This is a genomic window from Pantoea sp. VS1, assembly GCF_002207995.1.
Taxonomy (GTDB): Bacteria; Pseudomonadota; Gammaproteobacteria; order Enterobacterales; family Enterobacteriaceae; genus Pantoea; species Pantoea dispersa.
Map to the genome: position 1 here is coordinate 1 of NZ_NHZE01000046.1, position 21,341 is coordinate 21,341.

The following is a 21,341-nucleotide window of genomic DNA, read 5'->3' on the forward strand; positions in this document are numbered from 1 at the left end:
GGATGGTAATTTTAACCCTTACCTCATCAATATTTTCCGCGGGCTGATGCGGTGCGGCCTCTGCGGTCATGCGGTCATCCTGACCGGAATCTCGGTAAAGGGCTATGGCTACTACGTATGTTCAATGCGCCGGCAGAACCGCTGTGAAGCCGTCACGATACGCCGGGACCTGACCGATCGTTATCTGATAAGTGGTCTGGTGCAGGAGGCATCCGCCACGAGCGGACGCGTTTCAGCTGAAGATACGCTGCGGCCGCTGACGGCGAGGCATCTGCAGCTGACCGGAAGTCTGCACAACATCATCAGGGCGATTGAAGTCGCGCCGGACGTGACTGAACTCTGTGAGCGGGCAAAGAGCCTTTCCGGGGAGATAAGAAGGCTGGAGGGAGAGATGGCCGGCGTCCGACAGATGAAAGACTGCGCTACAGCAACGAACCTGAACCTGCTTGATATCAGCGATCGCCGGATGTGCCAGCTGACGGCACGCAGCCTCATCCCGGAGATCAGGATGCATACCGGGGCAAAAACGTGCGACGTATTTCTGCATAACGGCATGAAAATATATAACTATCCGCTGACCCGCCTGGTTGGCTGGTCATCCATTCTTGATGCTATGGCTTATCTTGAAGATAAAGAGGTATATATGTAACTGCGGCTCAGGAGTTCAGTAATGCGCAATTATTTATCCCGGTGGGCATCACTGTTCCCGGCTTTGTTCGGGAACACTCTCCCTTACTTCTTCGCCGTCCGTTCAAATTGTAAAGGCGTCACTGTTATCCCGCCCTCACGCAGTACTGTGGATTCCGCATCGGGATAATCCTCTTCCTGATGCCGGCTTAATGACAGCCAATAGTAGTCAAGCGCGCGCGGATCTTGCATTGCGGTCACGCTAATCCCCTTGAGGTAGCCTTTACCCTGACGCGTAAACGTAAACAGGGGATGATCTGCACTGCGCTGCACTGGGAAATTAATGTTCAGGCAGGCTTTTGTGGTGCGGTGATGGAGATAAAGATGACGAATGACATCACTTGCGCTGTCTGCTGCAACCTGCCAGGGGATATGCGCCCGGTCAGTAAAGGCCTGACTCATTGCGAATGAGGGAACCCCCATCAACATGCCTGTCATTGCCGCGCCGACAGTTCCCGAGAACACCGTCTCGATGCCCAGGTTGGCACCGCGATTAACGCCAGATAGGATCAAATCCGGCTGGTTATCACGCATCAGATGGCCAAGGGCCATTGCTACACAATCACCAGGTGTGCCAGTGACTGCGTAGCGTCGGGCATGACGCTGCACCACGCGAAGAGGCTGATGCAGACTTATCGCATGTGAAGTGCCACTTTGATCGTGCACCGGTGCGACCCCCCACACTTCTCTTGCCAGAGTTTCGGCGATGTTTCCCAGCACTGCGAGCCCTGGCGCGTCAATACCATCATCATTGGTCAGAAGAATTCGGTCACACAAGTACGCTGGATTTGTCATTTTCCATCCTTATATAGATAACGACTCCTCATACGCTGAGGATTAAGGTAAATTACAGGATAATAATAGCTATATTTATATAGGTAAATGACATGATGTCTACTCGCGATGTCAGTATCCTGCGTAATCAACTCACCAGCCTGTCACGGCGACTCCGGCAGGAATCCCGCAATACTCCCCAGTCCTGGGCGAAAATGCTGATTCTCAGCGCCATTGATCGTTTGGGTGATGGAGTCACCCCCTCTGAACTTGCAGGCGCTGAACAAATGCAGAGTTCCAATCTCGCGACGCTGCTGCGCGTAATGGAGGATGAGCACTTCATTCAGCGCTTGCCTGACAAAAAGGATCGCAGAAAAGTGCGCATCACATTATTACCAGCGGGCAAAGCCGCACTGGCATACAATCGCCGCGTGCGCGATAAGTGGTTATCTGAAGCGATGCATCATCAACTCACGCCTGATGAGCAAGACATTCTGTTTAAAGCAGGAGAAATTGCAGCGCGTCTGGCGGCGATCAAATAGAGGTGTATTAACCTACAAGCCTCACGCCCACATAGATGAAAATGCTGTTCCGTCCGGCATGGCGATCTACCACAAAAGTGAGACATTGGTTACGTTCCTAAAAATCGGCAATTGACGATAGATTTGCCGTGGGTATTTTCTTAACCTAACAAATGAGCAAATAAAATGATCATGTGAGCAAAATGTAAGACGGGTTTTACCCGACTCACATCACGTCGATCAGCAGTATTGTCTCAACCATTAAGAAGTACGTCTTAGGGGTATTCAATGAAGCGGGACCTTGTTGCCGGTATAGACTCATCCACCCAGTCTTGTACTGTCATGCTGCGCAGTCTGGAAAACGGCGAAGTGGTGGCGCATGCACGCACACTGCATCCACCGACGACGCCACCCTGCAGTGAGCAGGATCCCGAGGCTTGGTGGGAGGCGTTGGTGGGCGCACTTACTGAACTTAAATCGTGGTGGCCACGTATCGCCGGTTTAGCGGTAGGCGGACAGGGACACGGTCTGGTGATGCTGGATAAGCATGATCGCCCATTGCGCCCGGCAAAACTGTGGAATGACACCGAGTCCGCCCCCCAGGCACACGCGTTATGCGCGCAAATCGCGCCGCAGGAATGGGCGCGTCTCACCGGTTCCGTGCCGGGACCTGCCATGACGATTTCCAAGCTGGCATGGACGCAACAGCATCATCCCGGAGTGCTGGAGCAATGCCGCCGCGTCATGCTGCCGTTTGATTATCTGGTCTATCGCCTGAGTGGCAGCTTTGTCTGCGAGCGCGGTGGTGCTTCCGGTACCGGTTACTTCAATCCCTTCACCAACAGCTGGGAGCCTCAACTCGCGGAAATAGTTAATGATCGCATCGATTGGGTCTCCCTCTGGCCGGCCATTATTCCTTCTCATCAGCCGGCAGGCGTGTTGAAGCTGATCCCTGAACTGGAAGGGTTGGCGGGGGCGATTGTCGGGGTCGGCACCGGTGATAATATGTCCGCCGCATTGGGGATGAACCTGAAAGCGGGTGACACCGGTATCTCGATTGGCACCAGCGGGACGCTGTACGGCATATCGAGCACAGGCATCGTTGACAGCAGCGGGATGATCAACGGCTATGCCGATGCCGCCGATCAATTTATCCCAATGATCACCACCCTTAACGCCGCCAAAGTCACTGATGCGTTTCGCAAACTGCTGCGTGTCACCACCGATGAATTTGATAATTTCGCTCTGCGTTCACCGCCGGGTGCCAACGGCCTGCAACTGGTTCCCTGGCTGGACGGCGAGCGCACACCCAATCTGCCGAATGCCACCGGACACCTGCGTGGACTGCGCACCACCACCACGCCAGATGACATGGCACGTGCCGCGGTTGAAGGCGTGCTGTGCGGTTTACTGGCGGGCAGGTTAATCCTCAAACAACAGGGTTTTAAAGACGATGGCCGCATCGTGATTACCGGGGGAGGTGCGAAGTCACGCGCCTACCGCCAGATTCTGGCCGATCTCACCGGCAAAACCGTCTGGATCTCGCCCGTAGGCGAAACCGCGGCTGCTGGGGCAGCTATTCAGGCTGCTGCAGCGGTGCTGGGATGCACCAACGCCGCAATGGCGGAGCGCTGGAGCATCCCCTTTGTATCCGTGGCTGAACCTCAGCAAGACGCGCGCCATGTGCTGGACGCCTACGTAACCTATTCCCAGGCATTATCAGGAGAACTGCAATGAGTTCCATGAGCACCCCCGCCAAAATAAAGCCTCCTAAGCAGCCACTGAAAGTGCCGGCTGAAGCAGGTATCGCCGTTGTCTTCATGCTGGTTATGCTGGGCGGGTTTATCGCCACGCCTAACTTCCTTACCGTTTCCAATATGATGGTTTTGCTGCTTAATGGTGCAGTGATCGGCTTTCTCTGTCTGGGGCAATCGTTTGTCTTGCTGACCGGGGGGATCGATCTCTCTTGCGGTTCTATCGTGGCGATGACTTGTGTCGTCGCTGCACTACTGATGGAGAAATTTGGTATTCCCTGGCAACTGGCGGTGCCGATGGTTCTTGCTATAGGTGCGTTCAGTGGACTCATTAATGGCCTGATCATTGAGCGCACCGGCGTCCCGCCATTTATTGTGACCTTTGCCATGATGGGCGTGGCAGCCTCCATCCCGCAGATCATCACCGGTGCGGAATCAATACGAGTGACGCAAATCGGCTACAGCCTGATCGGGCAGTCTAAGCCGCTGGGCATTCCATTCCCTGTGATTGCGCTTCTGCTGGCGATTGTTATCGCGGTGATTTTCCTGCGCCGCACCATTACTGGTACGCATATTTATGCGGTGGGTGGAAACGCTGATGCCGCACGTTTATCGGGCATCAGCATCCCCCGCATTACCTTACTGGTGTATGCGATCTCCGGACTCTGCGCCGCCTGCGGCGGTCTGATTTACGGCTCGCGTCTGATGACGGGCTATCCCACTGCCGGACGCGGTGATGAACTGTTCTTCTCCATTGCGGGCGCCGTGGTGGGGGGCGTCAGCCTGTTTGGCGGCACCGGCAGTATCATAGGTGCAATGATTGGTGCGATGCTGATAGCCGCCATCTCAAATCTGATGAACGTATTGAACGTCAGTGCTTACTGGCAGCCACTGGTCATTGGTCTGATCATCTTGTTTGGCGTGACTTTTGATACCTTGCGCACCTCGAAAAAAATCGTGATCCCTTGGCTCAAAGTCCGCAAATCACGAAAAACAACAACACCCATTTCTTAACCCTGACCTACACCTCTTCAGGAGATAATAATGCCACTCCGTACAACACTCACCGCTGGTGCGGTGGTCGTCGCGCTGTCCCTTACACTGGTGGGCTGTAACCGTGATGTCCCAGAAGGGACCGTGGGCACCCCCCAAAAAACGCTGGGCGTGACGCTGCCGAACTTGACCAATCCCTATTACGTCGCGATGAAAAAAAGTTTTGAAGAAAACGCTGCCGCGCAGGGCATGAACATCAAAATCTCTATCGCCGATAATGACGACGCCAAGCAACTGTCGCAGGTACAGAACTTTATCGAGCAGAAGGTCGATGCCGTGGCGGTCAACTGCGTCTCCTCTGGCCCGTGCGTCTCGATCATCAGCCAGCTCAATCAAGCCAAAATCCCGGCGTTTGCCATCAATATTCTGCCCGATACCGATGGGATGAAGCAGCAGAACGTCACGCTTGTGCAGGGGGTTCAGACCGATCAGCGCGAAGGCGGCAAGCTGATTGGTCAGCAACTGCTGAAAGATATCGGTGAAAACGGTTCAGCCACGGTAGGCATTGTCGGTGAACCGACCTCCATTGCCGCCAATGCGCGCGATGACGGTTTTAAAGAGGCCCTGGCCAGCAACAAGAACATCAAATTCGTTGCACTGGTGAACGGCAAAGTGGAAGAGACCACCTCGTTAAAGGTGACGACCGAAATGCTGCAAGGCCGACCGGAAATTAATGTGGTCTATTCCGACACCGAACCTGCTGCGTTGGGATCCCTGGCCGCTATCCAGCAGTTGGGTGTCAGTGACAAAGTGAAGCTTTATGCCTTTGTCGATAAAGAGGGCGTGAAAGCCGTGCAAAACAACAGTGTCATGAAAGCCGGCGCCATTCAGGAGCCGGTTAAGCTGGCACAACTGCTGGTGCAAAATGCTAAAAAGAGCCTGAATGGCGAGCAGGTGCCCGCCATGATCAATAATCCACCGCTGCTGGTCAACAAAGAGAACGCGGCATCAGTGATCGGTTCAGCGTACTGAGGGAAGCAGAGGGCTAATGAATGAACTATGTGGCGAAGCAGATAAAAATTGGTTTTTCAGGTGTGCAGGTGTTGCACGGTGTGGATTTCAGCGTCAGGCCAGGAGAGATCCATGGGCTGTTTGGCCATAACGGTGCAGGCAAATCGACACTGCTGAAAATACTGGCTGGCGTTGATAAACCCGACAGCGGCACGCTGCTGATTGGTGAAGTGCCAGTGCAACTCGCTTCGCCACGTGATGCACTAAGCAGTGGTATTGCCTGTGTTTATCAGGAACTGCGCCTGATTCCTGGCATGAGCGTCTGGCAAAACCTGTTCCTTGGGCGCGAACGGCGCAAAAGCAACGGTTTTATGGATGATGCCAGTATGATTGCGCACACGGAGAAAGTGCTGCAGGAGTATCATCTGACGTTTAGCGCCACCGAAAAAGTCAATAACCTGTCGCACCCTGACAAGCAGATGCTGGAAGTGGTGTCTAACCTTGACCGCGAAGCTCGTTTCCTGTTCCTTGATGAACCCACTACCGCGCTGGAAGGCGCGCAAGCGGAGGCGCTGTTACTGGCTGTACAGCGCATCGCGCGGGAAAAGCAGATCGGCGTGGTGTTGGTGTCGCATAAACTGGATGAAGTGCTTGGGGTATGCGATGAAGCCACCGTCATGTGTGGCGGGCGCGTGATTTACAATGAAGGCAAACAAACGCTGAATAAAAGCGCCATCATTGATGCGATTGTCGGCGATGCCGGTGCCTATCAGGCGGCATCCAACAGCCGAAGTATCATCCGGGGTGTGTTGGGAAAACCCTGGTTATCGGTCACCGATCTGCAGACCGATCGGCTGAAAGGGGTCAACCTTGAAGCCTATCGAGGAGAAATTCTGGGCATTTATGGTCTGGCAGGTGCAGGCCGCACCCGTCTGTGCCAAACCCTTTTCGGACTTGAAACAGTCACCGGCGGCACGATCAAACTGGCTTACAAGGATTACCATCCGGTATCCCCTGCAAAAGCTATCGAGCAGGGCATTGCTTATCTGACGGAAGAGCGAAAAAAAGACGGTTTCATTCCGCTGATGACCAGCTATGCCAATGCCACTTTGCCCGTGCTGAAAAAATTTCGTACGGGGATTTTTGTCAGCCACCGTGCCGCTCGCCAGGCAGCGGCAGAATTGCTGAGTAAGATGAACACACTGGGAGCCCTTAATGGCCCGATTAAATCCCTCTCGGGGGGCAACCAACAAAAGGTGCTGCTCGCACGGGTCGTCGCGCAGCATGCCAGCCTGGTATTACTGGATGAACCCACCAAAGGGGTCGATATTGGCGCAAAAGCGGATATTTACCGCATTATTCATCAGCTAGCGGATAAAGGCTGCTGCGTGATTGTGGTGTCCAGCGAAGAAGAAGAACTGCTGGATGTCGCAGATAACGTCACGGTATTCCGGCACGGAACCTGCGATGGCGTGGTGATCCCTGCGCGAGATCTAAACCCCGCCGATCTGCGTAAAGCGGCATGGGAGCATGCTGAAACGGCGATTTAACTGAGTACTTGAATGTTTTTAGGGGCTATTTCGTATGAAAATAGCCCCCTTTTTATTAATCAGTGTTGCTGCAAGACGTAAGGCTGATATTCCCCATCGCTGGGCTGGCTATAGCATCAAAAAGGATGGGGGTAAGGGTAATACGGATGGGATATCGAAGGAAGAGAGCGCCTCCCGGGAAGCGCTCGTGTATGTTACTCAAAGTCGGCGTGGCGTTTGAACATGCTTTCGCTGGTTTCACCCAACTGATTCATCAACTCCAGCACCAGTGCGTCATAAGTGATGAAGCACAACTGCTCAAAAGCCGAACCCATCGGCTGTGAAAACTGACCCAGATTACGATCGTTTTCCGTCTTAACCGTGCCTGGCAGCACCAGCACGCACCTGGCGAGCTTGCCAATTGTTGACTCTTTCTTCATGGTCACCAGCGCCACCTCAACGCCGCTTTCCACAGCTTTTTGCGCCAGACTTTTAAGGCTGCCGGTTTCGCCGCTGCCGGAACCAATAATCAGCAGATCGCCCGGTTCGGTATGCGGTGAAGATATCTCACCCACTACACTCACCGAGAAACCCAGGTGCAACAGACGATTGGCGAAAGCACGGATGGCTATGCCGCTACGGCCCGCGCCCTGCAGAAAGATGTGCCGGGCCTGACGGATTTGAGCGATGAGCTTCAGTGCCTGGCTGTTATCAATCTTCAGCGCATTTTGCTCTAACTCTCTGAGAATACTGATGGTATTTTCCTGAACACCCATTTTCGTCTTTCCCGTCATGCAATGGTACGGCCGCCGTCCATAAGGATGGTTTGCCCCTGAATATAGGAGTTAGATTTATCAGCGAGGAATACCGCCAGGTTGGCCACATCCTCAATGGTCCCCAGACGACGCACAGGGATCTTTTCCAACACCGCATCTAAATCGGCCTGAGTGGGGTAGTTCACGCGCATCATTTCACCGGTATCGATCAAACGTGGGGCAATCGCATTCACGTTCACGCCTTTAGGTCCCAGCTCTTTTGCCAAACCACGGATTAACCCCTCACCACCTGCTTTACTGGCTGGATAACTGACGCCACCGCCCGTGCCCGATAAAGCAGAGCCAGAAGAGATATAGACGATAGATCCCTGATTCGTCAGGAAGTCTGCATAAAACGCTTTGACCGTGGTAAACAGACCCGTGAGATTGATGGAAATTGTTTTATTCCACTCTTCAAAGCTGATGTCTTTGACTTTATTCGCAAAGGCAACACCAGCGTTTAATACCAGAATATCAATGCGCCCAAAGGTTTCGAAAACTTTGTTACGTGCGTCAACCAGCGCCTGAGGATCAGAAACATCGGTTTTCACGAAGAGTGACTTTACACTGCCAAAAGTCAGTTCTTGCGCAGTCTTAATGCCGTTTGCTTCGTTGTAATCAATAATCACTGTATGCGCACCGCGTTCAGCGAATTGTTTCGCGATACCTCTACCAATGCCGTGTGCGCCACCGGTAATTAATGCCACTTTGCCTTCAAATTGACTCATGAGCTTTTTCTCCTGATTTTCGTACGAATGGAGAAGGGTAACTTCCCGCATCGTAGATGTGTAACTTGCTGGCGCACTCATTATTGAGCACGCCATTAACGAAAGGGCTGGAATTAATTCATGGCGGCTTTTAGTGCCTGATAGCTTGTTTTAGGGTTGTCATTAAATAAGGCACCGCCAACCACAATTAAGTCCGCACCAGCTTCCTGAACTTTTTTCGCGATGTCCAGATTAACTCCGCCATCAACTTCAATCTGAATATTTCGATCCGCAATCATATTTCTGGTGTTTCTGATTTTCTCCAGACTCTTCTCAATGAATATCTGTCCGGGCTGCCCCGGATTGATGGTCATAATCAGTATGTAATCAATATCATCTAATAAATATTCCAGCACACTTTCTGGTGTGCCGGGGTTGATCACCACACCAGCCTTACGCCCGGCCTTTTTGATTTTCTGCAAAATGAAGTGCACATGTGGCGTGGATTCATAATGTACGGAAATCATTTCTGCACCAGTATTGATGACATCGTCAATATGGCGTTCCGGGTTAGCCAGCATCATATGCACATCGAATATCATCTTGCTGGCTTTTTTCATGGCTGAAATTTGATTGGGACCAAATGCAATATTGCTCACATAGGTTCCATCCATTAAATCAACATGGAGTATTTCGGTATTTTCTTCCTCTAAGAAACGAATTTCATCTTGCAGACGTAGAATGTTCGCTCCGAATATTGAAGGTAATATTTGTGCCATGGTAAGCAAACCTCATTATTTAAATTAATGGAATACTGTGCTCAACCAATACGTCAATACTTCACAGGGCCCGGTTAAAACAAAGTCAGTACCTTGGCCCTGCAAGCCTACGCCCGCCCCGTGTAGGAATTGCGTTGCGCCGGGTGCGACGTAACCACCTAAATACATCACGACAATCGTGAACAGTAAGGTTGAGATAATCGAACGGATAACGTTGCCGTTGCTGGCCATCACGGTCATGGTGCTCATGTAAATAATTGACATCAACACACCAATCGGGAAGATCATCACGCCCGGCAATATCAAGGCAAACAGCATAGTCAGCGGGATGGTAATCACGGTGACCGTTACGGTTGCAGGGTCACCCAACGCCAGTGCGCAGTCCATACCAATATTCAGTTCTGCATCTTTACCCATCTGGCGCTGCATGATCTCTTTGGCACTTTTGCCAATCGGTGAGAGACCTTCCATTAATACGCCTACCACTTTAGGCAGCAGAACCATGACCGCCGCCACTCCCATTGCCATTGGGACAATGGTTGTTACCGGTTGTTTCGTCAGTAATCCCAGCAAGCAACCCACAATAACACCAATGATGGCCGGCTCACCGAATACACCGAGACGTTTCTGCACACTCTCTAAATCGACATCGAGTTTGTTTAGACCGGGAATCACATCAATCACTTTATTCACCAGCCAGGCAAAAGGTAACGTCCAGCCGATATGGATCATGGTGGTACAGGTGGTACCTTCCAGACCGTAATATTTTTGCCAGCGAGGTGCAATCAAATCGCCAATAAAGAGGGCAATCACACTCAGGGCTACGGCAACACCGAAACCAATCCAGAAGCTGTCAAAGATGAAATAAGCCAGTGCGCCAGGCACCAGGAAATGCATGTAGTTCCAGATATCTACGTTCAGCGTTTTGGTTAATTTCAGCCGCACCAACAGCAGGTTAAGGATAATACCGACAGGCACCACAAGGGCCGCAAAAGGTGCAACCCACGCAGCGGCCCCTACCGCTGGCCAGCCAATGTCGGCCACGGTAAATCCGCTGCCCATTTTCGAGTAATAGGCAATTGCAGGTGCTAATGAGGTGCTGAGCAGATTAACCACTAAGCCAAGACCGATAAATCCGATACCGACCATAATACCGGATTTAATCGCCGCACCGATTTTCATGCGGAAAACTAGGCCTAATATGAAGATGACAAGTGGTAGGATGGCAGTCGCCCCCATGCTTGTTATCGTCAGCATTATGTGTTTTAACATGTCCATCTTGTCATCCCCAGTTATTTTTTATTATTAGTTTTTTGAAAGCTCAGTTAATAAATCCCCCAGTTTTTTACGTAACGCACCTTCATTAATTCCGGTGATAAAACCCGCTACGCTCATATGAGGTTTTCCGATTTCTCCTTTATAGTTATTAGTAGTGAGTACTACATCGGCATGCTGCAATTCAGAGGGCAATTCTGACATGCTGCATTTGTTGACTTTGTAAGAGGTGATGCCATATTCAGCACACACCGACTTCACTTCATCAGCGGCAAGAGTTGAAGTGGCAACGCCGCTTCCGCAGGCTACAAGAATATTAATCATCATTATGCTCCGGTACGCTTATGGCAGGATGGTTGAAATAAACAGCGATTTGGCTTCTTCAGAAGGAAGCTCAAGTAAATTATGGTAGAACGCTTCGCTTTGTAGATTGTTGAATAAGGCTTTCAGCAACTGCAACTGATTAGCCGGATCGGTCACTACTAGATTAATCACCAGACTTACCGGCAATTGTTCATCACCGTCTGCCTGATTAACCAGCACCGGCTGCGGCAAGCGAATGATATAAATGGACGGTCTATTGGCATGATCCGCATCACAATGCGGGATAGCCACAGCATAACCCTCAAGCTGGATCCCGGTGGGGTACAGGGCTTCACGCTCACGCAGAGCTCCCAGGTAGGTTGCTTTCACAATTCCTTCAGCACTGAGTTTTTCATGGATGTGCTGAAGCACGTCATCGTAATTCTGGAACGCCGCACCATCCGCAACATTGATCGTTACTGTACTCACCAACTTCTCCTCAATTCATTTTTTTGCTCAGGTGAGCAAAACATAAAATCATATGAGCATATATATCACAGCAATTTTTCCTGCAAATGAGCAGCGTGCAAAAGTTTTAGCTCGATCACATAAAATATCATTAGAGCAATCTAATTTTTGCTCATATGAGCAAAACCAGCAGTGGCTGTATCCTGACCTAAAGATTAAGCAATTGATTTAAATGCAAATAATTAAAATACAGATTTAGATTGTATGGATGACACAGCAGGTCGAGTTTAAATTATGAGCTGAACAGGAAGAGAGGGCGCATTCGCGCCCCTGAAATGAGTAGAAATATCAGCCGTTAACGAGCTTAACCGCTGTGTCGAAGTCGGTGATCAGCACATCCAGCAGACCGGATTTCAGCGATGCAACGATACCTTCATATTTTTGCTCGCCACCGGCAACACCAATCACGGTTTTTGTCTTCCGCAACTGCTCCGTGGAGATCCCAAAGCCCAGACGATTCATAGGGCTATCAAGAATCTCACCCTTACTATTCACCAGCGTAATACACACATCCGCCGCAATGTCGTCCTCGAACAGCGGTGTCTGCCAGGACTCCGGGAAGATATCGCACAGGCTGGATGATCCGGTTTTCCACGCACCAATACCGGTGATCACCACATCGAGCTGCGAATAGAATTGTTGAGTATCCACCACCGCAGGATCGCTGGCCAGTTTTTCAGCCAGACTTTCATCGTCTACCCACATCGGGACATACATAGGGTGGGCTTTGCCCTGGGAAATGGCAGATAAACGATGAATGAGGTCAATCGGCCCCTGGCTAAACTCAATGCCGGGATGTACGCCGGACAATTGCACCACGTCAAGTGGGGGCAGGCTGTTCAAATGGCTGACCGTACTGGATAGCACGCGCCCCCAGGCGATACCCACCTTCATTCCTTCAGTCAGATTATCGCTGAGGTAGTTAGCTGTGATACCGCCAAGTTTGTCGTTGAGCTGCTCCTGGCTGTCCCACGATTCTGAAACAGAGAGCACGACCGCCTTTTCCAGCCCGTATTTTTCACACAAATTAAAGGCGATCTCTTCATCCAGCATCTGTTGTTTAGGAAAAAGAAATTTCACATATTCTTGTTCAATCGCTTCATCGATTAGACGCGCAGCCTTGAAGCGTGAAATCTCAAGTTCCTCGGCGATTTCAGTTTTCGTCTTCATCTCAACAAAATAACGTCTGACCACAAGAGAATAGATATAACGGGGATCGTAAGCCGACCAGCGGCTGTTCTTTCTGCGTTTCGACATCGCACATTCCATCTTTAATCAGAGACAACACCAGTTTCAGAAAACTGATTCCCTGCAAAATATCTCAAAAGAGTACTATTTAACTTGCTCTTTTGATATGAAGATATCGGCTTTAACTGACAAATATGTGATATCAAACACTTTTATTTAACGCCAAGCTGAGATTACAGCACTCCTGACAGGTGTGTGACTGCACACCGGCAAAGGACCTGAACCAGCTGGATATCAGCGTTCGTCGGACATGCCAGCTGACAGCACGCAGCCTCATCCGCGAGATCCGGATGCATACCGGGACAATAACGTGCGACGTATTTCTTAACAACGGCATGAAAATATACAACTTTCCGCTGGCCCGACGGGTTAGGGGGGATTCATACTTGATGCGATGGCTTACCATGTAGAGGAAGAGGTTCATACCAAAGAAAGGCGCAGGCGCTAATAACCAGCCACATTATTGCTGCAGAGAGCACAGTTTCACGCAAAACGCTCCCCTGTTGGGGTTTTCGCTTTCTACCTTGTCTGCATTTTGAGACTCAGCAATAGTCACTCACGGCATCTGCTGCCGGAAATCAGTCGAACTGCTTCATCAGATCGATCATTGCCCCTGCATGCGCGTCAACGTGGCGGATATAACGCATCACCGTTTCCGGTTTTTTCCAGGTTCCTTCCTGCATGATCTGCGCGGTACTGTATTTTTTCGTGGCCATATCGATGGCGGCGCCGACCCGCGCACTGTGACCTGACCAGGCGCGGTAGCGGTTCTTGTTTGGCCGCACACTGCCGGCGTCGCCGGCATCCAGCCAGGCGCGGGCAAAGATATCCTCCAGTGCCCGGGCGGAAAGCGGCTTTTCAGTCGCAGCGACTGCCCGGTTCGAGCGGTGAACCGGACCGAAGATGAAGGCGTCAGGTTCGCCGGCCAGCCCCGAAAGCGTCAGCCATTCCGTAAGGCGCTGCGAGGAGAGGTCGCCCAGGGCCTTGATAAGCCCCCCGGTCATCACAATGGTTTTGGTCCACGCCACATCCAGGATAACCCGGCCGTCTGCCGCGCGCGAGATGTCACGCACCCGCAGGCGGCCAAGCTCGCTGATACGCAGCAGGGTGGAGTAGGCCACGTGCAAAAACGCCAGGTCGCGCCTCTGCTGCAGGCGATCGGAGATTGACCAGCTCGCATCGAGCGAGAGCAGGTTGTGAAGCCGGAAGGGAATGGCCTGACCGGCACGCTCGCCAGCGATGACAGCGGTGCGGTTAATCTTTTTGACCGCCCGGAATACCTGTGGCGATGCATTGGGCGGAATCAGACCGGCGTTACGGTGTAACATTGAAATGAGCGCGGCGTGCGTGCTGATGGTGGAAGAGGCGCGTCCGGACGCCTGCAGCCACAGCAGGTAATCGCGCAGATCGGACGGCGCCATCGGCAGCAGCGCCCGGCCGTGCTCTGCCGCCCAGCGGCCGGCAATGCGCATTACGCTGAGCAGCTGCTGCCACGTGTTGTCCGAGAAGGCTTCCCGATCGCTGACGAACTCGCGCAGCCGCCCGGTGATGTCGCCGTCCTCCGGGCCGTTCAGGCCCGGCAGGAGTGCCGTATGTGTCATGTTTCCGCCGATTATCCACCTGGCGTCGCTACGTGAATTCTGAGAAGAAAGCAGGGGCTTACCCCTGCAGAATTCATGCAGCGCTGCCGCATTTTTGTTCGTTCTGGCCCCGAGCAGGCCGGATCATCATCATACCCGGACCCTCGGGAGGATCCCAGCGTCATATAATGCCAATTATATGAAGTCAGGTATTCTAACCGCTGAAAATCTGGATGGACAGCGGTAAGGGGATGGAAAACGGTGATGGTGAAGTTTTTTCACCTGACAATCGCGCCGTCAGCTGACAGGGTAAGGGTTGCCAGCTCAATGGTTCAGATTAGCGCCTGATTTTGCAGGTTTTTTGCCCAACCTTTGCTTACTTACCCTCAGCGCGAGCCTGGTGCAGGCAACATGAAGTTAGCTCATCTTGCTTTGAAATTTAATCACTTTTCCTCACGCAGGGACTCTGGCATAACTAAGGTCATGTTAAATATTTTCGACAATATGACCACTGCTGAATTTGCAAACCTGTAAACGTTTTGAGAACTCCAGTAAAGGAGATAACAGCGTCAGGTTGCAAGCAGAAATCAGGATGCCCGCTCGCGATGAAAAATGATTTTACCTTTAGTATAAAAAGCACGCGCTTCGATGAGAATTACAATCCCTCCAAAGATACGCGCATTACCACCAATTTTGCCAACCTGGCGCGCGGCAGCAATCGTGAAGAGAATCTGCGCAACGCGCTGATCATGATGAACAACCGTTTCAATTCGCTGGCGAACTGGGACAACCCGAAAGGCGATCGCTATGCGGTTGAACTGGATATCATTTCTGTAGAGATGAATCTGGGTGCAGGCGGCGAGGGCAAAAGCTTTCCGGCGATTGAGATCCTGAAGACCAATATTGTTGATAAAAAAACCAGTGAGCGCATTGAAGGCATCACCGGCAACAACTTCTCTTCATACGTGCGTGATTATGATTTCAGCGTTCTGCTGTCCGAGCATAATAAAGGCCGTTCCGGTTTCAGTATTCCGGATGACTTCGGCGTGCTGCACGGCAATATTTTCCGCCATTTTGTCAACTCAGAGACGTATAAAGCCAACTTCCGCAAAGCGCCGGTCATTTGCCTCAGCGTCTCCAGCAAAAATATTTACCGTCGTACCGGTAACCAGCATCCGGTGCTGGGCATTGAGTATCAGCAAAATGAATCTTCATTGACCGATCTCTATTTCGCCAAAATGGGACTTAGGGCGCGCTATTTCATGCCGGCCAACAGCGTGGCGCCGTTCGCCTTCTACTTCGCTGGTGATTTGCTCAGTGATTACAGTAACCTGGAGCTGATCAGCACCATCAGTACCATGGAAACCTTCCAGAAGATTTACCGCCCGGAGATTTACAATGCGAACTCACCGGCGGGCATTGAATATCAGCCAGACCTGTATCATCAGGATCACTCGCTGACCAAAATTGTTTACGATCGCGAAGAGCGTACCCGCCTGGCGATTGAGCAGGGTAAATTTACCGAAGAGCAGTTTATTAAGCCTTACCACAGCATTCTGAAACAGTGGTCTGATCATTTCGCTCTTTGATTAACGAATAAATAAGGTTATTGATTAATGAAAACATTATTACCGACGTCAACGGCTGGCAGCTTACCAAAACCTTCCTGGCTGGCGCAGCCAGAAACATTATGGTCGCCGTGGAAATTGCAGGGCGATGAGCTGATTCAGGGCAAGCAGGACGCACTGCGTTTATGTCTGGACGACCAGCAGCAGGCCGGTATTGATATCGTCAGCGACGGCGAGCAAACGCGCCAGCACTTCGTCACCACCTTTATCGAACACCTTAACGGCGTTGACTTTGAAAACCGTAAAACGGTGCGCATCCGTAATCGCTATGATGCCAGCGTACCCGGCGTGGTGGGCGAAGTGAGCCGGCAGAAACCGGTCTTTGTCGATGATGCCAAATACCTGCGTCAGCTGACGCAGCGTCCAATTAAATGGGCGTTGCCTGGCCCGATGACCATGATCGACACGCTGTATGACGATCACTATAAAAGCCGTGAAAAGCTGGCCTGGGAATTCGCTAAAATTCTCAACCAGGAAGCGCGCGAATTAGAAGCCGCTGGCGTTGATATTATTCAGTTTGACGAACCCGCCTTTAACGTCTTTTTCGACGAGGTGAATGACTGGGGCATTGCCGCCTTAGAACGCGCCATCGAAGGGCTTAAATGTGAGACCGCGGTGCATATTTGCTACGGCTACGGCATCAAAGCCAATACCGACTGGAAGAAAACGCTGGGTACCGAGTGGCGCCAGTATGAGGAAATCTTCCCTAAACTGCAGAGTTCCGGTATCGATATCGTTTCGCTGGAGTGTCAGAACTCACGCGTTCCGATGGATTTGATTGAACTGATTCGTGGTAAAAAAGTCATGGTTGGCGCGATTGATGTCGCCACCAACACCATCGAAACACCGGAAGAAGTGGCTGCCACGCTGCGTAAAGCGCTGCAGTTTGTAGATGCCGATAAACTCTATCCAAGCACCAACTGTGGCATGACGCCACTGTCGCGTCATGTGGCTTACGGCAAGCTGCAGGCATTAAGTGCCGGCGCAGAGATTGTGCGCAAAGAACTGCAGGGCTAATGCACCAGCAATAAATACGGCGGTCGCTGGCCGCCGTATCATCACACCTCCGCCAGCGTTGCGCTCAGGGAATCACACCGTCCTGACGGAATTGCCGGAACAAACTCATAAACATCTCGTCCGTTGCCCGACCATGCTGAAAGCCCGCGCGGCGTAATTTACTGCCATCTCCGAACATGTCGTAATCCCAGCTAAAAACAAAATCAGCAAACTGACCATCCGCCAGCCTGGCGATATCCGGCTGTACCAGCTGGTGTTGCTGCGCCATCGCCTGCCAGCTGACGCGATAATCGCTAAACAGCTGGCGAAAAGAGAGTCTGACCGGCGGGGCGCACACCAGTCCAAACCAGTCCGCAATCCGTGGCCAGAGTTCACACCAGCGCCACAGATCGCCATTGTTCACATTAAATACCTGGTTTCTGGCAGCGGGCGCAGTGGCGGCCCACAGGGTGGCCTCTGCCAGCAGCGTGGCATCGGTGTAATCGACAATGCTGTGCCAGCTGCGTTCGCAACCGGGGAAACGCAGCGGCAGCGCATGCTGTTTACAGATTGACGCGTACAGGGCAATGCTCAAAGCAAGATTCATCGCATTGCCGCTAACCGTGCTGCCGACCACGCCCGGTCGTAGCGCCTGCCAGCTCCATGCCTTGCCGCGCTGAAACTCGCTCAGCCACGCCTGCTGCGCTGCATTAAATTCCGCTCCGGCGACCGGCGGGTCGCTTTCCCGCGCCGGGGTTTTGAACGGCCCGAGATGCGCGCCGTAAACCTTATAACCCTGCATCAGGCTGACCGTTTCCAGCGGTGCCGCTGTTTCAAGATTGCTGACAAGGTGACGCAGCATGGTCACATTAGGGGCCACCATCTCCTGCCAGTTCGCTGCATCAATCCACGCGCTGTAAAACAGGTGAGTAACCTGATTCAGCGATTGCAAAGCCCGCGCGCTGTCCTGTTCATCCAGCAGATCAACCTGCACAAACGGAATCGCTGCGCCGGGCGCTGCGCGGTGGCGCGACAGGCCGATCACTTGCCATTGATGCTGCAACAGCGTGTTAACCAGCTGACTGCCAACGATACCGCTGGCGCCAGCCACCAGTGCGACTTTGGATGGGTGCTTTTCTGACATTGCTCATCTCCTGTCCAGTGATGACCAAGTGTTATAAATTTGTTTTACCTCGCCTATCCCCTGAAGGCCGATGACACTTATCAGAGAAGCGGAAAAATGCACAACAAACTCACCGCCATCCACACGTTTTTACGTGTAGCCGAAGCCGGCTCGTTTTCTGCGGCAGCGCGACAATTAGGCATAAAACAATCCGCCGTCAGCCAGCAGATTGCTGCGCTGGAGCACGAGCTGGGCAGCGTGTTGTTACACCGCACTACGCGCACCATGTCGCTGACTGAACAGGGCGAATATTACCGCCAGGCCATGCAGCCGTTGGTGAATGCAATGGGGGAGGTGGAGCAACAGTTGCGGCCGGCGGCGCAGCAGCTGCAGGGTAGCCTCAACGTGCAATTACCCAGCGGTCTGGGGCGCATTTTTTTGCCCCATTTGCTCGGTCTGCAAAAACAGACACCGGGTTTACAGCTCAGCCTGGCGCTGGATGACCGGGTGTCCGATCTGGTCAGAGAGGGAGTGGATGTGGCTTTTCGCATCAGCAATGATCCGCCGGATGCGCTGGCAGCACGCAGGCTGGCCCGGATTGAAATACCACTCTATGCCGCGCCGGATTTTCCGGTCATCCACTCACCGGGAGATCTACAGCATTTACCGCACGTGCGCTATCGCGGTATTGCGCACACGGCACCGCTCAGGCTGATCGGAGAAACCGGTAGCGTGGATATTGCGGTTGAGACGGTGTTTCGGGCGAACAGCAGTGAAGGGTTATTGCAGGCGCTGCTGAGCGGGATTGGCGCTGGCGGCATGCAGGCACCTTTGGCAGAGGATGCGGTACGTTGTGGCACGCTTTGCCGGGTGCTGCCCGGCTGGCGATTACCGGATCGCTACCTTTACGCCATCTATCCCGACGGTCGCTTTATTTCGCAACGCGCGCGGCGGGTTACTCAGCTGGTCGAAAGCGTGCTGCGGACGCTCCCCGGCGTACACTGAACCACACCTCAGCTTTGTGCCGCGAGCTGGCGCGTCAGCCACGCATCCAGCTCGCTTTCCGGCAGCGGGCGCGCATAGAAGTAACCCTGCGCCTGATCGCAGCCGTACTCCGCCAGCGCGGCAACGGTGTCGACATTCTCTACGCCTTCAGCCAGTACGGTGTAATCCAGCTGTTTCAGCATGGTAATGATGCTGCGCGCGATAATCCGCGACGCGGTATCTGAGGCGATTTCGCTAATCAGCGCGCGATCAAGCTTGATCACATCAAGCGGCATCCGTCGCAGATAGCCGATATTGCTGTAGCCGGTGCCAAAGTCATCCAGCGAGATGCCAAACCCACGCAGCTTCAGCATCTCCAGCCCGTGTAACGCAGCGGGGCTGTCAATAATCTGCTCGGTCTCCAGACATTCAATGCCCAGCAGCGAGGTTGGCAGGCGGGCCTGCAGCATTTTCATTTCCAGCGCATCGGCAAAGCCGGGATCAGAGAAGTCGCGGCTGCTGATATTGATAGTCACCGGCAGCTGGAGAGGGCTGTGCTGCAGGCGTTTTAACCTGGCGATCGCCTTATCGGTCACCCAGCTGGTTAAGGCACTGAGCAGCTCGGTCTGTTCCGCCAGCGGGATAAACAGATCGGGAGCGAGTTCGCCGCGCTGCGGATGCCGCCAGCGCACCAGTGCCTCCAGGCCAACGGGCCGGCCACTGTTCAGGCAGATCTTCGGCTGGAACGCCAGCCACAGGCCCTGATCCTGTTGCAGTGCCGCAGCCAGATCGTTCATCAACAGAAAGTCCTGAGTGCGGCGCTGATCGGCTACCAGGCTGAAACTCATGGCGGGCACCCGGTTGCCGATCGCCTCATGCAGCGCACTCACCGCCCGGCGCAGCACTTCCTGCGCGCGAAGTTCTGCTGGAATGAAAATGACCTCGCCGGTAAAGCAGGTGAGGGCGACAGAGATGCCCGCGTCCAAATCCGCGCTGATCCCTGCCAGGTTTTCCGCCACCGATGCGGCGGTCAGCGGGCTGTTATCCATGGTGAGAATCGCAAAACGCCCGGTGGCGACGGTATAAATGATGTCGTCCGCACCGGGCTGCAGGCGCAAAGGCAGTAACGTGGTGACGTGCTTCAGCAGGCTTTCCACCGGCCCCATGCCCATGGAGCGCGCCAGCTCGTAGGCGCGCGGCATATCAATGCAGTCGATCAGGATCAGCCGCTGCGGCGTCCGGTCCCCGATGGAGGCCAGCCGCTGCAGGTCGCGAATCAGGCGCTGGCGGTTAGGCAGTGCCGTGACCGGATCGGTGAAGCCGGCGCAGTGCCACGCTTCGAGGAAGGACATCACCAGATCGGCCAGCAGCTGTAATACCTTCACCTGATCAGCGCTGAACGGGTGTGGCGCCACGTCCGTGACGCACAGCGTGCCCAGCACATAGCCATCGCGATGTCTGAGCGGCACACCGGCGTAAAAGCGGATAAAAGGGGCACCGATGATCAGCGGATGGCGGGCAAAACGCGCATCCAGCAGGGTGTCGGAGATAACTACCGCGCCGTCACTGTCCACGGCGTGGCGGCACAGCGAGTCCTCGCGGGACGAGTGCTCCAGCGCAAAATTGTGGGCGGCGCAGATATGCTGATGTTCATCATCCAGAACGGAGACAAAGCTACCTGGAATACCCAGTGCCTGACTGGTCAGCCGGACAAAGTTTTGCAATACGTCGTCACGGCTTTCGTCGCGACTGCGCAGCGCCTTCAATGCCCGTGCGCGGCGATCATCGTCACCGTTGAAATTCATCAGCATAATTTCCTCCGCGCCGGCCTGGTTCCGGTGCGAAATTTAACAGCAAAAAGTACAGTATGCGGCCTGCAACACCCTGCCGCTGGCGTGGTTAATAAGCGTAAATATTATAATGGTCTTTCTCATGGTAGGCTTAACACCGGCATCTGTCATTTTTATTTTCTTTAACGAAATTTTTAAGCAGCGACGATTCTGATAATTTATCGTAATATTTTTATCAGTCTGATAGATAACAGGTTACGCGTCCTTACTGCTAACTCTAATTAAGTAGAAGGTGCAGGTATTAGACATTGCCAAT

20 protein-coding genes are annotated in these 21,341 nt (G+C 52.9%); 9 read left to right on the forward strand and 11 right to left on the reverse strand.

Going from position 1 to position 21,341, the window contains the following annotated elements; genetic code table 11:
• A partial coding sequence (locus CBW22_RS19305; protein ID WP_176428154.1) for a zinc ribbon domain-containing protein occupies positions 1-649 on the forward strand: 649 nt, incomplete at its 5' end.
• Positions 650-732: 83 nt separating this feature from the next.
• Here the strand turns inward: CBW22_RS19305 and surE are convergent.
• Positions 733-1,482 carry a 5'/3'-nucleotidase SurE gene (gene surE / locus CBW22_RS19310; RefSeq protein ID WP_088517585.1) on the reverse strand — a complete coding sequence of 250 codons (750 nt, stop codon included), beginning with the start codon at positions 1,480-1,482 and terminating at the stop codon, positions 733-735.
• 92 nt (positions 1,483-1,574) lie between these two features.
• Between surE and CBW22_RS19315 the strand changes: the two genes are divergently transcribed.
• The 5 genes from CBW22_RS19315 to CBW22_RS19335 all read left to right on the forward strand — a co-directional run bounded on the left by CBW22_RS19315 (position 1,575) and on the right by CBW22_RS19335 (position 7,290).
• Positions 1,575-2,003 carry a MarR family winged helix-turn-helix transcriptional regulator gene (locus tag CBW22_RS19315; protein ID WP_254919544.1) on the forward strand — a complete coding sequence of 143 codons (429 nt, stop codon included), beginning with the start codon at positions 1,575-1,577 and terminating at the stop codon, positions 2,001-2,003.
• 267 nt (positions 2,004-2,270) lie between these two features.
• Positions 2,271-3,719 carry a xylulokinase gene (gene xylB, locus CBW22_RS19320; protein WP_088517586.1) on the forward strand — a complete coding sequence of 483 codons (1,449 nt, stop codon included), beginning with the start codon at positions 2,271-2,273 and terminating at the stop codon, positions 3,717-3,719.
• Positions 3,716-4,750, forward strand: coding sequence for an ABC transporter permease (locus tag CBW22_RS19325; RefSeq protein ID WP_088517587.1), 1,035 nt, complete (start codon positions 3,716-3,718; stop codon positions 4,748-4,750). Before xylB ends, CBW22_RS19325 begins: the two co-directional genes overlap by 4 nt.
• Before the next feature lie 30 nt (positions 4,751-4,780).
• Positions 4,781-5,761, forward strand: a complete 981-nt coding sequence (locus tag CBW22_RS19330) for a substrate-binding domain-containing protein (RefSeq protein ID WP_088517588.1) — start codon at positions 4,781-4,783, stop codon at positions 5,759-5,761.
• A 20-nt stretch (positions 5,762-5,781) separates the two neighbouring features.
• Positions 5,782-7,290 carry a sugar ABC transporter ATP-binding protein gene (locus tag CBW22_RS19335; protein ID WP_088517589.1) on the forward strand — a complete coding sequence of 503 codons (1,509 nt, stop codon included), beginning with the start codon at positions 5,782-5,784 and terminating at the stop codon, positions 7,288-7,290.
• Between the two features lie 194 nt (positions 7,291-7,484).
• On the opposite strand, the gene hxlB is transcribed toward CBW22_RS19335, so the two are convergent.
• From hxlB to CBW22_RS19375, 8 genes are all read right to left on the reverse strand, one after another.
• Positions 7,485-8,045 (reverse strand): 6-phospho-3-hexuloisomerase, encoded by a 561-nt coding sequence (gene hxlB, locus CBW22_RS19340; protein ID WP_088517590.1) that lies wholly within the window; start codon positions 8,043-8,045, stop codon positions 7,485-7,487.
• Between the two features lie 14 nt (positions 8,046-8,059).
• Positions 8,060-8,812: an SDR family NAD(P)-dependent oxidoreductase gene (locus CBW22_RS19345; RefSeq protein WP_088517591.1), complete on the reverse strand. Its 753-nt coding sequence runs from the start codon at positions 8,810-8,812 to the stop codon at positions 8,060-8,062.
• Between the two features lie 113 nt (positions 8,813-8,925).
• Positions 8,926-9,570 carry a ribulose-phosphate 3-epimerase gene (rpe, locus tag CBW22_RS19350; protein WP_088517592.1) on the reverse strand — a complete coding sequence of 215 codons (645 nt, stop codon included), beginning with the start codon at positions 9,568-9,570 and terminating at the stop codon, positions 8,926-8,928.
• A 24-nt stretch (positions 9,571-9,594) separates the two neighbouring features.
• A complete protein-coding gene (locus CBW22_RS19355; RefSeq protein WP_088517593.1) occupies positions 9,595-10,848 on the reverse strand; it encodes a PTS transporter subunit IIC in 1,254 nt (417 codons plus the stop codon).
• Between the two features lie 27 nt (positions 10,849-10,875).
• Positions 10,876-11,169 (reverse strand): PTS sugar transporter subunit IIB, encoded by a 294-nt coding sequence (locus tag CBW22_RS19360; protein ID WP_088517594.1) that lies wholly within the window; start codon positions 11,167-11,169, stop codon positions 10,876-10,878.
• An 18-nt stretch (positions 11,170-11,187) separates the two neighbouring features.
• Positions 11,188-11,637 carry a PTS galactitol transporter subunit IIA gene (gene gatA, locus CBW22_RS19365; protein WP_088517595.1) on the reverse strand — a complete coding sequence of 150 codons (450 nt, stop codon included), beginning with the start codon at positions 11,635-11,637 and terminating at the stop codon, positions 11,188-11,190.
• A 327-nt stretch (positions 11,638-11,964) separates the two neighbouring features.
• Positions 11,965-12,933, reverse strand: coding sequence for a sugar-binding transcriptional regulator (locus CBW22_RS19370; protein ID WP_088517596.1), 969 nt, complete (start codon positions 12,931-12,933; stop codon positions 11,965-11,967).
• A 569-nt stretch (positions 12,934-13,502) separates the two neighbouring features.
• Complete coding sequence (locus CBW22_RS19375) at positions 13,503-14,525, reverse strand: tyrosine-type recombinase/integrase (RefSeq protein ID WP_088517597.1); 1,023 nt, start codon at positions 14,523-14,525, stop codon at positions 13,503-13,505.
• A gap of 584 nt (positions 14,526-15,109) precedes the next feature.
• Between CBW22_RS19375 and CBW22_RS19380 the strand changes: the two genes are divergently transcribed.
• Positions 15,110-16,093, forward strand: coding sequence for a DUF1852 domain-containing protein (locus CBW22_RS19380; protein WP_021509409.1), 984 nt, complete (start codon positions 15,110-15,112; stop codon positions 16,091-16,093).
• Positions 16,094-16,120: 27 nt separating this feature from the next.
• Entirely contained in the window at positions 16,121-17,149 is a 1,029-nt protein-coding gene (locus CBW22_RS19385; protein ID WP_021509410.1) for a methionine synthase, read from the forward strand.
• A 64-nt stretch (positions 17,150-17,213) separates the two neighbouring features.
• On the opposite strand, the gene CBW22_RS19390 is transcribed toward CBW22_RS19385, so the two are convergent.
• Positions 17,214-18,272, reverse strand: coding sequence for an SDR family oxidoreductase (locus CBW22_RS19390; RefSeq protein ID WP_088517598.1), 1,059 nt, complete (start codon positions 18,270-18,272; stop codon positions 17,214-17,216).
• Positions 18,273-18,368: 96 nt separating this feature from the next.
• On the opposite strand from CBW22_RS19390, the gene CBW22_RS19395 reads away from it, so the two are divergent.
• Complete coding sequence (locus CBW22_RS19395) at positions 18,369-19,256, forward strand: LysR family transcriptional regulator (protein WP_088517599.1); 888 nt, start codon at positions 18,369-18,371, stop codon at positions 19,254-19,256.
• An 8-nt stretch (positions 19,257-19,264) separates the two neighbouring features.
• On the opposite strand, the gene CBW22_RS19400 is transcribed toward CBW22_RS19395, so the two are convergent.
• Positions 19,265-21,046: a bifunctional diguanylate cyclase/phosphodiesterase gene (locus CBW22_RS19400; protein ID WP_088517600.1), complete on the reverse strand. Its 1,782-nt coding sequence runs from the start codon at positions 21,044-21,046 to the stop codon at positions 19,265-19,267.
• Positions 21,047-21,341 lie beyond the last annotated feature (295 nt).